Genomic DNA, 13772 nt, shown 5'->3' with positions numbered 1-13772 from the left:
ATGGGAATTCGGGCGAGTCTAGCGCAGCCGCCAAGGGTGCGCCCGGCCCGTACGCCCCTCACTCAGCTGGAGTTGCAACGGAATGTCGATGTCGTGGGCGGACCTGCGCTTCATGCTGGAACGCACGCGCGGGTTGGTCCGTCGGGGACTGGCCAGCCTTCGCACGCGGGGCCTGTCGGCCACCTGGGCGCGGGTGCGGCGGCAGTTCGCACGGCATCCACGGCTTCCACCCGGAACGTTGTACCGGCCCGCCGACACGGCCTTCGCACCGTTCGCGGTCCCGTCCAGCGACGCGCCCCGCGTCAGCATCGTGATCCCTGTCTACAACCAGGCCGCCCACACGCTGGGCTGCCTGCGCGCGCTGGCCGAACACCCGCCGGCGGTCGCCTGCGAGATCATCGTCGTCGACGACGGCTCCCGCGACGAGACACGTGACTGGATGATGTCGATCGCGGGCCTGAGCTACCACGTGCGCGCCGAGAACGGTGGCTTCATCGCTGCATGCAACGACGGCGCGGCGCTGGCGCGCGGCGCGTATCTCGTCTTCCTCAACAACGACACCTTTCCACAACCGGGCTGGCTCAATGCGCTGCTGGACACCTTCGGTGCATGGCCGGAGGCGGGACTGGTCGGCGCACAGCTGGTGTATCCGGACGGCCGCCTGCAGGAAGCCGGCGGTGTCGTCTTCAACGACGGCTCCGCTTGGAATTACGGACGTTTCGAATCGCCCGATGATCCTCGCTATGCCAGCGTGCGCGATGCGGACTACTGCTCCGGCGCGGCGATCATGTTGCCGACGTCGCTGTTCCGCGAGCTCGGCGGCTTCGATACGCGCTATGCGCCGGCCTATTACGAAGACACCGACCTCGCCTTCGCCGTGCGCGCGCACGGACGCCGCGTGCTCTATCAGCCTACATCGCGCGTAGTGCACCTGGAAGGCATCACCGCAGGCACCGACACCGGCAGCGGCGCGAAGGCCTATCAGGTGCGCAACCGCGACATTTTCGCTCGCAAGTGGGCCGATTCGCTCGCACGGCAGCCCACACCGGACACCTTGCCCTCCCCGGGCGTAGTTGCGCGCGGGAAACGGCAGTTTCTGGTGATCGACGCGGAAACGCCGCGCCCGCAGCACGATTCCGCATCGCTGCGCATGGCCAATCTCATGCGCCTGCTGATGGCCGAAGGCGCGCACGTGGTGTTCCTGCCGGCCGACCTGCGCCACGCGGGCGAAGACACGGTCCGCCTGCGCCAGCGCGGCGTCGAAACGTGGCATGCGCCCTTCGTCGGTAGCGTGGCGACCTGGTTGCGCGAGCAGGGGCCACGCTTCGACGTCGTCATGCTGTCGCGCCATTACGTGGCATCGGAATTTCTTCCTCTGGTGCGCCGATTCGCGCCACAGGCACGCATCGTATTCGATACCGTCGACCTGCATTTCCTGCGCGAGGCGCGCGGTGCGGACCTCGCCCGGGACGATGCGCTGCGGCGTAGCGCGGAACGGACACGCGAACGCGAGCTCGTGCTCATGCGACAGGTGGACACGACCCTGGTGGTCAGCCCCGCCGAGCGCGACCTGCTAGATCCGTTGCTGCCGCATGCGCAGATCGAAGTGCTCTCGAACCTGCATGAGGTCGCCGGGGGCGGTGCGCCTTTCGATCAACGTGTGGATATCGTCTTCGTGGGGGGTTTCCGCCATCCGCCGAACGTCGACGCCGTGCTGTGGTTCGGCCGCGAGGTCTTTCCTCTGATTCGCGACCGTCTTCCGGAGGTGCGCTTCCACTGCATCGGTGCGGAGCCGCCGGCGGACGTGCTTGCGCTTCAGCAGCTGCCCGGCGTCGTCGTGCATGGCCACGTGCCGGACCTCGCGCCCTACATGGACGGCGTCCGCGTGGCCGTCGCGCCGCTGCGCTTCGGTGCGGGCGTCAAGGGCAAGGTGAACCTGAGCATGGCGCATGGTCAACCCGTCGTCGCGACGTCGTGCGCGGTGGAGGGCATGCACCTGACCGATGGCCTTGATGTGCGCGTTGCCGACACCGCGACTGCCTTCGCCGACGCTGTCGTCGAGATCTACCAAGACCACGCCGTGTGGGAACGCCTATCTAAGAACGGCCGCGACAACATCCGTCGTCACTTCTCGCTGGATGCGGCGCGCGACGTCGTACATCGCGTCTTCCTGCGTTAGCGCGACGGCGGCGTCTGCGCCAGGCGCACGCGCGCCTGGAAATCGTCGAGACCGGGCACCGCTGCATCCAGTCGCCGCGCTTCATCCAGCGCCTGCGAGGCGAACCCGACATCGCCCGCACCGAGTCGCTCGCTGCCGACCGCGATCCACTTTTCCGCCAAACGCCGCCGCGCATCGGCGAGTCCCGCGTCGCGTGGCTGCAAGGTCTGCCATGCCTGCTGGCAGGCCTGCGCGCGACGAATGCGGTTCGCACGCAATTCGTCTTCGAAGCATGTGCGCACGGCAGGTAGCAGCCGCGCTGCGGCCTGCTTCACGGCAGGCGCATCGGGCGCCAGCTGCTGGGCGGCGCGCAATTTGTCGTACGCGCTTTCCCCCGGCGGCGTGAGCCACTGTCCCTGCGCCTCGGCCTGGGCCATCGCCGCGAGCAGGGCCTGCACGCGACGGTCGCGTTCGCGCGTCGGCATCGTGGTGCCCAGTCGACCGCGGGCCTGCTCGGCGCGGGCGACGGCCTGTTCCGCCTGGGCGACGCGCGCGGCGTGCGGCGCGAGCGCACGCGCCAGGGCGAGCTCCTGGCGGGCCTGGTCAAAACGAAAATCCGCCGCCTGGCGCTCCGCCAGCGTGGCGTGGGCCACGCCTACCTGCTCCAAGCCCTGGCGAGCGCCAGCGTCGTCCGGCACCGCCGCGAGCACGGCTTCGTATGCGACGCGTGCGGACGCGAGCCTACCGCGCGCGAGGTCCCTGGCTGCCGCACGACGTCTCGACTCCAGCGCGGTGGCGAGCGTGGCTTGAGCCTGCGGCAGGTCGACATGACCGGGGTCGAAGGTCTGCGCCTGGGTGATCAATATCGCGGCCTCGCCGAGCTCGTAGCGCGCCAGATGGCGTCCCGCCTGCTGCAACAGATCGGACAATGCGTCTTCGCGCCCCTCCAACGCCTCCAAACGGGTCGGCTGCAAGGCCAGGACGCGTTGGTAGAGCGGCAGCGCGGCCTCATCGCTACCCACGAGGTCGCCTGCCGCATGCGCTTGAGCCGCGGCCTGCAGCACGCCGTCCAGGCCTGCATGCTCCGCCTCGCGTGCACGCAGCCGCGCGGCCAGCGCGTCGGCCTGGGCGCGCGGCACCTGCAGCTCGCGCGCGAGCGCGAGTTGGTCGCGCGCGTCGTCGAAGCGGTTTTCCGCGAGCGCCGCGGCAGCCTGGCGCAACGCCTCCTGCGCGACGCGACGCAGGCCGACGATGGCTTCGTTGCGGTCGGAGTCGAGGGCCTGCGCCGCCTCGTAGAGTTGGCGCGCGCCGGTGCCGTCGTCCGCATCGAGGTGGCCTTCGGCAAGTGCATGCCCGGCCTGGTCGAGCAAGGCTTGCACGCGCGTCTCGGGCCAGAGCATGTCCGCCAACGGACCTCGAAAGAGCGTGAGCAGCGCCGCGAGCACCAGCACAATCGCCGCGCCCCACCGCCAATGCCACCACGCGCGCCGGACGGGCGAATGATCCTCATGGTGCGTACGGGCCGCCGCAATGGCGCGCGTCCAGTCGATGCGCGGTTCGATGCGCCGATCGCGGCCTTCGTCGGAGCGGTCTTCGCGGGTCACCCCGGCAGGATAGCGACTCAGCCTGAACGCCGCGCGTCTTCCACGCCCGGCAGCGCGTCCAGCTTGCCCAGCAGCGTCGAGAGCTGGCCGAAGTCCGCGACCTTCAGGCGCAGGCGCAGGTGCACCCGCCCGCTGGCGCGGTTGTTCTGGCTGTTGATATCCAGCACGTTGGCCTCTTCCTGGGCAATCAGCGTGGTGATGTCCTTGAGCAGCCACTTGCGATCGATCGCGGTGACCTGCACGTCCACCTCATAGCCGCCACCGGCCTGGCCCCACTCCACCGGCAGCACGCGCTGCGGGCTGGTCGCGGCGAGCCGCGCGAAAGCGGCACAATCGGTGCGGTGCACGGTGACGCCACGGCCGCGGGTCAGGTAACCGGCGATGGGCTCGCCCGGCACCGGCTGGCAGCAGCGGGCCAGCTGCACGAGCAGGTTGCCCACACCCTGCACGGTGAATTTCGATTTGCCCGGGGCGGCGACCTTGCGTGGCGGACGGCGCACCGGCAGGACAGGCTCGTCCACCTCGGCGAGGCCGCGCTGTTCCTCGTGCAGCGCGCGGCCCACCTGGTGCGGCCCGACGTCGCCCAGCGCCACCTGGATGTACAGATCATCGATGGTCTCGGCGTGGAATTTCCGGGCCACGCCAGCCAGGTCGGCGTGGTGCAGGCCCAAGCGCTTGAGCTCCTTCTCCAGCAACTCGCGGCCCGCCTGCAGGTTGCGGGCGCGATCGAGCTTGTGGAACCACGCGCGCACCTTGTCGCGCGAGCGACCGCTGGCGAGGAAGCCGTTGGCCGGCAGCAACCAGTCGCGTCGTGGTTCAGGCTCCTTCGACGTCATGATCTCGACGCGATCGCCGCTGGTGAGCGCGTGGTTCAACGGCACGATGCGGCCGTTGACCTTCGCACCGCGTGTGCGGTGCCCCACCATCGTGTGCACGTGGTAGGCGAAGTCCAACACGGTGCCACCTTGCGGCAGGTCCACCACCTCGCCTTTCGGCGTCAGCGCATAGACCCGGTCCTCGACCAGCTCGGCATCCAGGTCATCGGCCAGCGCGCCGTCGCCTGCGCCATCGCTGGCGCCGTCGAGCAACCGCCGCATCCACGCGATCTTGCGGTCGAACGCATCGCCGCCGCCCTTGCCTTCCTTGTACTTCCAGTGCGCCGCCACGCCAAGCTCGGCCTGCGCGTGCATCTCGTGCGTACGGATCTGCACTTCCAGCGTGCGCCCTTCCGGCCCTACCACCGCGGTATGCAGCGAGCGGTAGTCGTTGGCCTTGGGGCGCGCGATGTAGTCGTCGAACTCGCTGGGAATCGGCGCCCACAGCGCGTGCACGATGCCGAGGGCGGCGTAGCACGCCGCGACATCGTCCACCGCGATGCGCACGGCGCGCAGGTCGTAGAGCTCGTCGAAGCCCACCTGCTTGCGCTGCATTTTCCGCCAGATGCTGTAGATGTGTTTCGGCCGGCCACTGATCTCGGCGCGGAGGCCGTGCTCGGCCAGCGCCGCCTGCAGGCTGGCGATGACGGCGGCGATGTAGCGCTCGCGGCCAGTGCGTTTCTCGTCGAGCTGCGAGGCGATCTGCTTGTAGGTCTGCGGCTGCAGGTAGCGGAACGCGAGGTCCTCGAGCTCCCACTTCAATTGCCAGATGCCCAGGCGGTTGGCCAGCGGCGCATGGATGTCGCGGGTCAACCGCGCCAGCGCCTGCCGCTGCTCTTCCGGCAGGCTGCCCGCCGCGCGCATCCGGGCGAGCTGGCGCGCCAGCAGGATGGGCACGACACGCAGGTCGCGCACGATCGCCAGCAATAGCCGGCGCAGCCCCTCCGTGTTCGCACCGCGCGCCTGCTCCGCATGCAGCGCCCAGACCTGGGCCGCGGCCGCCTGGCCTTCGAGGAGATCGGTCAGGCCCGCGAGGGGCTTGCCCGATGGCGCGGGCTTCACCGACTGCAGCGCCGGCACGGCATACAGCAGCGCCGCCAGGATGACGTCGCCATCGGCCGACAAAGCAGCCAGCGTGTCGAGCGTGTCGGCCGCCACGCCCGGGGCGTCCGGCATCCCCGCATCCGCGCCCTCGCGCGCCGCGGCTTCGGCGAGCGCATGCTGCAACGGCCCCGGCAACGCCTGCAGCGCGGGCCTTTGCAGCAACGTGTCGAGGGCGTGAACGGGGGACACCATGGCTAAGCGACGGGGCGGCCAGCGGCCGCCGGAATGACTACACTACCGGCCAGTCGCCCGAAGGAACAACCATGAAGATGAGCCGCTTGTTTCTGTCCATCGCGTTGCTGTCCACGCCGATGTTTGCTTTCGCGCAGGACGCCGCGTCTGACGCCCGGTTTGCCGACCTGCGCGCGTCGATGACGGCGGAAGAATTCAAGGCGGCCGGCCTGGACAAGCTTAGCGATGCCGAACTGTCCGCACTCAGTGCATGGCTGACCCGCAAGGTAGGCACCGAAACGGCACGTGCCGTCGAGCAGGTGCGGCAGGAGACTCAGACGGCCGTCGCCCAGGCTCAGGCCGATACGCGCAAGCAGGTCGAGCAGGAGAACCGCGGCTTCTTCGATTTCGGTTCGGACGAGCCCATCAGCAGCACGTTGGACGGCGAGTTCAAGGGCTTCGCCAGAGGAAATCGTTACACGCTGGCCAATGGGCAGGTGTGGGAGCAAATCGAGCCCGCGAGCTTGTCCGGCGTGCGCAAGACCAACCCTGCCGTGACCATCAAGCCCGGGTTGTTCAACAACTGGTTCCTGAGGATCGACGGCTACAACACGGCCGCGAAGGTGCGTCGCATCAAGTAAGCGCGATCAGCCGCGCAGCGCCTGCAGGCGCTGCGCAAGCTTCTTAGGCGACACGCCTGCGCGCGCACCGAGCTCCTGGGCGAACATCGACACGCGCAGTTCTTCCAGGTCCCAGCGCAGGGCCTGCCAGTCGGGCGAGCCCGCCACGCCGTCCGCCACCGCCTGCGCCAACGCATCGGCGAACGGCTTGATGTCCAGCATCCTGGCCTGGTCCTTGGCCGGGTCCCGCACCGCCCGTTCGGCCCGCAGCCGCATCGCCTTCACGTAGCGCGGCAACTGCGCCAGCGCATCGGCCGGCGTCTCGCGCAGGAAGCCGGGGTGCACCAGCGCCGCCAGCTGCGCGCGCAGATCGTCGAGATTGCCGCGCGCCCAGCCCATCAGCGGCGCCTCCAACTGCGGCTTGAGTTCGGCGACCGCGGAGAGGATCGCCTCGGCCAGCTTGAGCCGCTCCATCGCTTCGCCGAACAACCGCTTGCCGGCCACCTCGCGCCGCTGTTCGAAGGCGGCGCGGTCGCGGATCTCGCCCAGGCCGTCGGCCAGCACGGCATTCATGGCCGCGTCGACAATGTCGCCCCGCAGGCGTTCCTGCGACTCGATGGCCGCGTACAGCAGACCCGTCTTGGGCGACACCGGCAATTGCTTGCGTGCCTGCTTGACCTTGTCGGCCAGGGCGATCTCCAGCAGGCGGCGAACCCCCTTCGGATGCGCGGCCTCCGCCTCGGCGCGGTCGGCGAACACCTGCAGCGCCACGGTGTCGCCCTCGTCGCGCAGCGCCGGGTAAGCGGGCACGCCGGCTTCGCCGGGCACTTCGTGTGGAATTGCCTGTGCCGGGAATTCACGCAGGCCGCTCGCCGCCATCGCGCGCCCGGCTCGCGCGGCGAAGGCCTGTCCCGCCTTCGCACCGAAGCGTGCGCGCAGTTCGTCGAGATCGCGCGACTCGGCCAAGACCTTGCCTTCCCCACCGCCGCGCGGGTCCTCGCGCAGGCGCAGGTTCATGCGCAGATGCGGTTCCAGCGCAGCTTCATCGAAGTCCAGCGCCGTCGCCGCCACGCCCGTCGCCCGCGAGAGGAAGCGCGCCAGCTCGCCGCGCACATCGTCGGCGGTCGGCTTCGGGAACGCCTCGAAGAACGCGCGGCCGAAGTCCGGCGCCGGCACATAGTTGCGGCGCATCGCCTTGGGCAGGCTGCGGATCAGGCCTGCGGCCTTGTCGGCCACAAAGCCAGGCGCCAGCCACGACAGGCGCGCGGGGTCGAGGGCATTGAGCAGGTGCAGCGGCACCTCCAGCGTCACGCCGTCATCGGCCGCACCGGGCTCGAATCGGTAGTGCAGCGGCAGCCGCGCGTCGCCCAGAGCGAAATACTTCGGGAACCGGTCTTCTTCGCTGCCCTCGCCCGGCAGCAGGTCTGCCAGTGTCCAGTGCAACGCACGCCGCTTGTCCGCCGGCAACGCCTTCCACCATGCATCCAAGCCGGCGGCGGAATGGAGGTCGGACGGCACGCGGTCGAGATACCAGCGCGCCTGCCAGTCCTCGTCGGCGACCAGGCCCGCACGGCGCAGCTTGGCTTCTTCCTCGCGCGCCTGCTCCAGCGTCTTCAGGTTGTCGGCCACGAATGCGGCGCGGGTGTTGATCTCACCGGTGACCAGGCCCTGCCGCACGAAGATGTCGTGTGCTTCCCCCGGCGCGATGCGGCCGTAGTGCACCGGTTTCTTCGGCGCCAGCACCAGGCCGAACAGGCTGATCTGCTCGGAGGCCAGCACCTGTCCCTGGGCGCGCGACCAGTGCGGATCGAAATGCTTGCGCAGCAGCAGGTGCGGCAGTTCGGCGATCACCCAGTCGGGCTCGATCGCGGCCAGCGTCATGCCCCACACTTTCTGCGTATCCAGCAGGTTGGCCGCCAGCAGCCATGGCGGCGGCCGTTTGGACAACGGCGAACCCGGGAACGGGAGGAAGCGGCGCTGGCGCGGGGCCTGGAAATCGCCTTTGTCGGTGCGATGGCCGATCTGGGTTGGAAGGCCGGCGACCAGGGCGCGATGCAGGGTCTGGTAAGCGTTGGCGCGGACGCGCTCGCTGAAGCCGCCGGTGGGCGCTTGCTCCTTGAGCGTGCTGGCGGCGACCGGCGCCGGTGCGGCCTCGGTCTTGCCCTCACGCGCCAAACGTGCGGCGCGGTGCAGCTGGCCGCGTGTCGCTTTCGCCGCTGCCGCGTCATCGCGCGCAGCCAGCGGTGTGCTGCTGCCAGCCAGCAACGGCGCCAGCGACGCCTCGCTGGCCTCCTCCTTCCAGCCCAGTTCTTCGCACAACAGGCGCAGCTGGCGATGCAGCTCGCGCCATTCCCGCATGCGCAGGAACCCGAGGAAATGGCGGCCGCACCAATCGCGTAACTTCGACTGGGTGAGGTCTTCGTGCGCCTGCCGATAAGCATCCCATAGCCGCAGCACGCCGACGAACTCGGAGCGGCCATCGGCGAACTGCGCGTGCGCGTTGTCGGCCGCGCCGCGCGCATCGGCCGGGCGCTCGCGCGGATCCTGGATGCCGAGGAACGAGGCGATCACCAGCATCGGCCGCAGGCAGCCCGCGGCCTGCGCCGCCACCAGCATGCGTGCCAGCTTCACGTCGACCGGCAGGCGCGCCATCTGCTTGCCGATGGCCGTCATGCGCCGCTCGCTATCGATCGCACCGAGTTCGGTCAGCTGCTGCCAGCCATCGGCCACGGCGCGTTCGTCCGGCGCCTCCAGGAATGGGAAGTCTTCGATGCGGCCCAGACCCAGCTGCAGCATGCGCAGGATCACTCCGCCCAGGCTGGAGCGGCGGATCTCCGGATCGGTGAATTCGGCTCGCGCCTGAAAATCGGACTCGGCGTACAAGCGATAGCAGATGCCTTCGGCGATGCGTCCGCAGCGGCCCTTGCGCTGGTTGGCGCTGGCCTGCGAGATCGGTTCGATATGCAGGCGGTCGAGCTTGTTGCGCGGGCTGTAGCGCTTGACGCGCGCGAAGCCGGGGTCGACCACGTAGCGGATGCGCGGCACCGTCAGCGAGGTTTCGGCCACGTTGGTGGCCAGCACGATGCGACGGTTCGCCCCCGGATTGAACACGCGGTCCTGGTCCTGGTTGGACAGGCGCGCATACAGCGGCAGCACTTCGGTATTCCTGTACTTGCGCCGCTCCAGCGCCTGGTGCGCGTCGCGGATCTCGCGTTCGCCGGGCAGGAAGACCAGCACGTCGCCACGCGCATCCTGCCGGGTGATCTCATCCACGGCCGCCACGATCGCATCGTTGACGGTGCGCTCGCCTTCCTGATCGCCCTCGCCCTCCAGCGCCCGGTAGCGCACCTCCACCGGGTAAGTGCGCCCTTCCACACTGATCACCGGCGCATTGTCGAAGTGCTTCGCGAACCGCTCCGTGTCGATGGTGGCGGAGGTGACGATGACCTTCAGGTCGCGGCGCTTGCGCAGCAGCTGCTTCAGGTAGCCGAGCAGGAAGTCGATGTTGAGGCCGCGCTCGTGCGCTTCGTCGACGATGATCGTGTCGTACGCCGACAGCCAGCGGTCGCTGGCGATTTCCGCCAGCAGGATGCCGTCGGTCATGAACTTGATGTGGGTGTCCTCGCCCACCTGGTCGTTGAAGCGGACCTGGAAGCCTACGCCCCGGCCCAGCTCGGTCTTCAACTCGTCGGCCACGCGCCGCGCCACGGCGCGCGCGGCGATGCGGCGCGGCTGCGTGCATCCGATCATGCCGGCGACGCCTCGCCCGGCGGCCAGGCACAGCTTGGGCAGCTGGGTCGTCTTGCCGGATCCGGTCTCGCCGGCGATCACCACCACCTGGTGGTTGCGGATCAGCTCGACGATGCGCTCGCCTTCGCGTGCGATGGGCAGGCTGTCATCGAGCGACACCTCCGGCACCGTGGACAGGCGACGTTCGCGCGCGGCGACGGAAGCGTCCAGGGCCTGCTCGAACGCCTGCCGCGCCGCGGCGTCGGACGGCTTGCCCTGCCAGCGCGACCACAGCCCGTGCAGACGGCCGCGGTCGCGGCTCAGCGCGCGGTCGAGCGCACGCCGGCCCTGCTCGAGGGCAGCGCGGTCGGGCGGGGCCGGGGTGGGGTCACGAGGGGTATTCATTCTTCAGCAAGCGGTTGAAACTTTTCACTCACGCCACATGTTCTAGTGTGTCTATTGTGCCGTCTCAACCCACCCTCAGGAGAATCCGCATGGCCAAGACGAAGTCCAAGCCGGCCAAGGCCCCGGCCGTCACCGCGCCCATCCCGTCGGCGCCGACCGCGCCCAACATCGATATCGGGATCAGCACCGGCGACCGCAAGAAGATCGCCGACGGTCTGTCGCGCTACCTGGCCGACGCGTACACGCTGTACCTGAAGACCCACAACTTCCACTGGAACGTCACCGGCGCGATGTTCAATTCGCTGCATACGATGTTCGAGACCCAGTACACCGAGCAGTGGACCGCGCTGGACGAAGTCGCCGAGCGCATCCGTGCGCTGGGCTACAACGCACCCGGTTCCTACCGCGAATTCGTCGGCCTGACCTCGATCCCCGAAGAGCCCGGCCTGACCGACAGCGCCGACTGGCGCGAGATGGTCCGCCAGCTGACCGTCGGCAACGAAGCGGTCTGCCGTACCGCACGCAAGGTGCTCAAGGTAGCCGACGATGCCGGCGACGACCCCTCGGTGGATCTGCTGACCCAGCGCCTGCAGACCCACGAGAAGTACGCCTGGATGCTGCGCTCACTGCTGCAGTAAGCCCGCCCTGGCGTGCCCTGGACGCCCGGCTTCGGCCGGGCGTCCGCGTTTTCGGCCAGGGATTTCCCACCCCGCAACGCGACGGCGGCGGAGGGCCGCGACCGCCCGTCGCGGTATCCTGTACCCATGTCGTCCCCCGCAATAGAAACGCTGCAGCGCGTCTTCGGTTACAGCGCCTTCCGCGGCCAGCAGCAGGCCGTCGTCGAACACCTCGCCGCCGGCCACGATGCCCTGGTGCTGATGCCCACCGGCGCCGGCAAGTCGCTGTGCTACCAAGTGCCCGCGCTGTTGCGCGAGGGCACCGGCATCGTCGTTTCGCCGCTGATCGCCCTGATGCAGGACCAGGTGGACGCACTGCGCCAGTTGGGCGTGCGTGCGGCGTTCCTGAATTCCTCGCTCGCCGCCGACGAGGCCACGCAGGTGGAGCAGGCGCTGCTTCGCGGCGAGCTCGACCTGCTCTACGTGGCCCCGGAGCGGCTGCTGACCGGCCGTTTCCTGTCGCTGCTGGACCGCAGCCGGATCTCCCTGTTCGCCATCGACGAAGCGCATTGCGTCTCGGCCTGGGGCCACGACTTCCGCCGCGAATACCTGGAACTGACCCTGCTGCACGAGCGCTGGCCGGACGTGCCGCGCATCGCCCTGACGGCGACCGCCGATCCGCCCACCCAGCGCGAGATCGCCGAGCGGCTGAACCTGGTGGAGGCCGAGCGTTTCGTCAGCTCGTTCGACCGCCCCAACATCCGCTACACCGTGGTGCAGAAGGACAATGCCCGCCAACAGCTGAGGGATTTCCTTCGCAAGCACCGTGGCGAAGCCGGCATCGTCTACTGCCTGTCGCGCAAGCGGGTCGAGCAATTCGCCGACTACCTCGCGGAACAGGGCTTCAATGCCCTGCCCTACCACGCCGGACTGGACGCCGGGGTGCGCGCGCACAACCAGCGCCGCTTCCTGCGCGAGGACGGCATCGTCATGGTGGCGACCATCGCCTTCGGCATGGGCATCGACAAGCCCGATGTGCGCTTCGTGGCCCACGTGGATCTGCCCAAATCGATGGAGGGCTACTACCAGGAGACCGGCCGCGCCGGTCGCGATGGCGAAGCCGCCGAAGCCTGGCTCTGCTACGGACTCGGCGATGTCGTGCTGCTGAAGCAGATGATCGAACAGGGCGAGGCCGGCGAGGAACGCAAGCGCCTGGAGCGCCGCAAACTCGACCAGTTGCTGGGCTACTGCGAATCCACCCAGTGCCGCCGGCAGGTGCTGTTGGCCGGGTTCGGCGAGGTCTATCCCCACGACTGCGGCAACTGCGACAACTGCCTGAGCCCCGCCGAGACGTGGGATGCGACCGAGGCCGCTCAGAAGGCCCTGAGTTGCGTGTACCGCAGTGGCCAGCGCTTCGGCGTGAACCACGTGATCGACGTCCTGCGCGGCAGCGAGAGCGAGCGCATCCGTCAGTGCGGACACGACCATTTGACCACCTACGGCATCGGCAAGGACCTGGAGGCCGCCACCTGGCGCAGCGTGTTCCGCCAACTGGTGGCCTGCGGCCTGCTGGAAGTGGAGGCCGAGTTCGGCAGCCTGCGCCTGACCGAGGGCAGCCGCGCGGTGCTGCGCGGCGAGCGCCGCCTGCAACTTCGCAAGGAGCAGCGCGAACGGCGCGAACGCGACCGCAGCCCGCGCAGCGGCGTCGCCGTGGAAGCCGTGGACCTGCCCCGCTTCCAGGCGCTGCGCGACCTGCGCGCGCAATTGGCGCGCGAACAGAACGTACCGGCTTACGTCATCTTCCACGACAGCACGCTGCGCAGCATTGCCGAGCAGCAGCCCGGCACCCTGGATGAACTGGCCCGCGTGGGCGGCATCGGCGGCGCCAAGCTGGCGCGTTATGGCGAGCGCGTGCTCGAGGCGCTGGGCGCGGCCGGCTGAGCACCGGCCCGAGGCGTCCGCATCAGCCGGCGTTCAATCCCTGGCTGTTAGCGTGCCTTGCAGGTGCCCGTCGGGCGCACCGCTGTCAGGAGCCTTGCATGAAGACGCTGCCGTTCGCCCTGCTCGCCCTGGTGACTGCGGCACCTGCTTGGGCCCAGTCGAATGCCGAGGCCCTGGACCTCACCCTGCCCAACGCCCGTGCCTACGCCAACGATGCGCCCGGCACCTGGTACGGCGACCGTCAGCCGGCGAAGCCCAAGGGACAGCGCGCCGAAGCGCCTGTCGACCCCTGCGCCTGGTATGGCGACGACGATGGCGATGGGGTGTCCGGCAGCATCACCACCGGCATCGGCTACAGCAAGGGATATGGCCGCAGCACGTATAACGCCGCCAACCTCAACCTGTGCAAGACGACGTACAACGACGAAGGCAAGCCACGCACCTTCAACCTCGACATCAACGTCAGTCGTTCGGACGGGCCCGGTTATTACTACGGCCCCGGCTATCCCGGTCCGATGATGCGGGCCGCGCCACGGCCCTGATCCATC

Annotated in this window: 8 protein-coding genes; 5 read left to right on the top strand and 3 right to left on the bottom strand. The window is 69.1% G+C overall.

Annotated elements, in window-relative coordinates; translation table 11 throughout:
• Positions 1–82: 82 nt before the first annotated feature.
• Positions 83–2179, top strand: coding sequence for a glycosyltransferase (locus AC23D6_RS04620; RefSeq protein WP_487751651.1), 2097 nt, complete (start codon positions 83–85; stop codon positions 2177–2179).
• Here AC23D6_RS04620 and AC23D6_RS04615 read toward each other — a convergent pair.
• The gene (locus AC23D6_RS04615) at positions 2176–3558 is read right to left on the bottom strand and encodes a hypothetical protein (protein ID WP_487752569.1); all 1383 of its coding nucleotides are present in this window, start codon (positions 3556–3558) and stop codon (positions 2176–2178) included. The genes AC23D6_RS04620 and AC23D6_RS04615 overlap by 4 nt on opposite strands.
• A gap of 221 nt (positions 3559–3779) precedes the next feature.
• Positions 3780–5933: a RelA/SpoT family protein gene (locus tag AC23D6_RS04610; protein ID WP_487751650.1), complete on the bottom strand. Its 2154-nt coding sequence runs from the start codon at positions 5931–5933 to the stop codon at positions 3780–3782.
• Between the two features lie 119 nt (positions 5934–6052).
• On the opposite strand from AC23D6_RS04610, the gene AC23D6_RS04605 reads away from it, so the two are divergent.
• A complete protein-coding gene (locus AC23D6_RS04605) occupies positions 6053–6553 on the top strand; it encodes a hypothetical protein (RefSeq protein WP_487752568.1) in 501 nt (166 codons plus the stop codon).
• A 6-nt stretch (positions 6554–6559) separates the two neighbouring features.
• On the opposite strand, the gene hrpA is transcribed toward AC23D6_RS04605, so the two are convergent.
• Positions 6560–10666 carry an ATP-dependent RNA helicase HrpA gene (gene hrpA / locus AC23D6_RS04600; protein WP_487751649.1) on the bottom strand — a complete coding sequence of 1369 codons (4107 nt, stop codon included), beginning with the start codon at positions 10664–10666 and terminating at the stop codon, positions 6560–6562.
• 89 nt (positions 10667–10755) lie between these two features.
• On the opposite strand from hrpA, the gene AC23D6_RS04595 reads away from it, so the two are divergent.
• From AC23D6_RS04595 to AC23D6_RS04585, 3 genes are all read left to right on the top strand, one after another.
• Positions 10756–11304: a Dps family protein gene (locus AC23D6_RS04595; RefSeq protein ID WP_056879674.1), complete on the top strand. Its 549-nt coding sequence runs from the start codon at positions 10756–10758 to the stop codon at positions 11302–11304.
• A 126-nt stretch (positions 11305–11430) separates the two neighbouring features.
• Positions 11431–13224, top strand: a complete 1794-nt coding sequence (gene recQ, locus AC23D6_RS04590) for a DNA helicase RecQ (protein WP_487751648.1) — start codon at positions 11431–11433, stop codon at positions 13222–13224.
• Positions 13225–13322: 98 nt separating this feature from the next.
• On the top strand, positions 13323–13766 hold the full coding sequence (locus AC23D6_RS04585) for a hypothetical protein (RefSeq protein ID WP_487751647.1): 444 nt from the start codon (positions 13323–13325) through the stop codon (positions 13764–13766).
• Positions 13767–13772: the final 6 nt, after the last annotated feature.

Source organism: Pseudoxanthomonas sp. G3 (genome assembly GCF_057654715.1).
The sequence above is the reverse complement of the archived record's forward strand: the minus strand, read 5'-3'. Positions and strand labels throughout refer to the sequence as shown.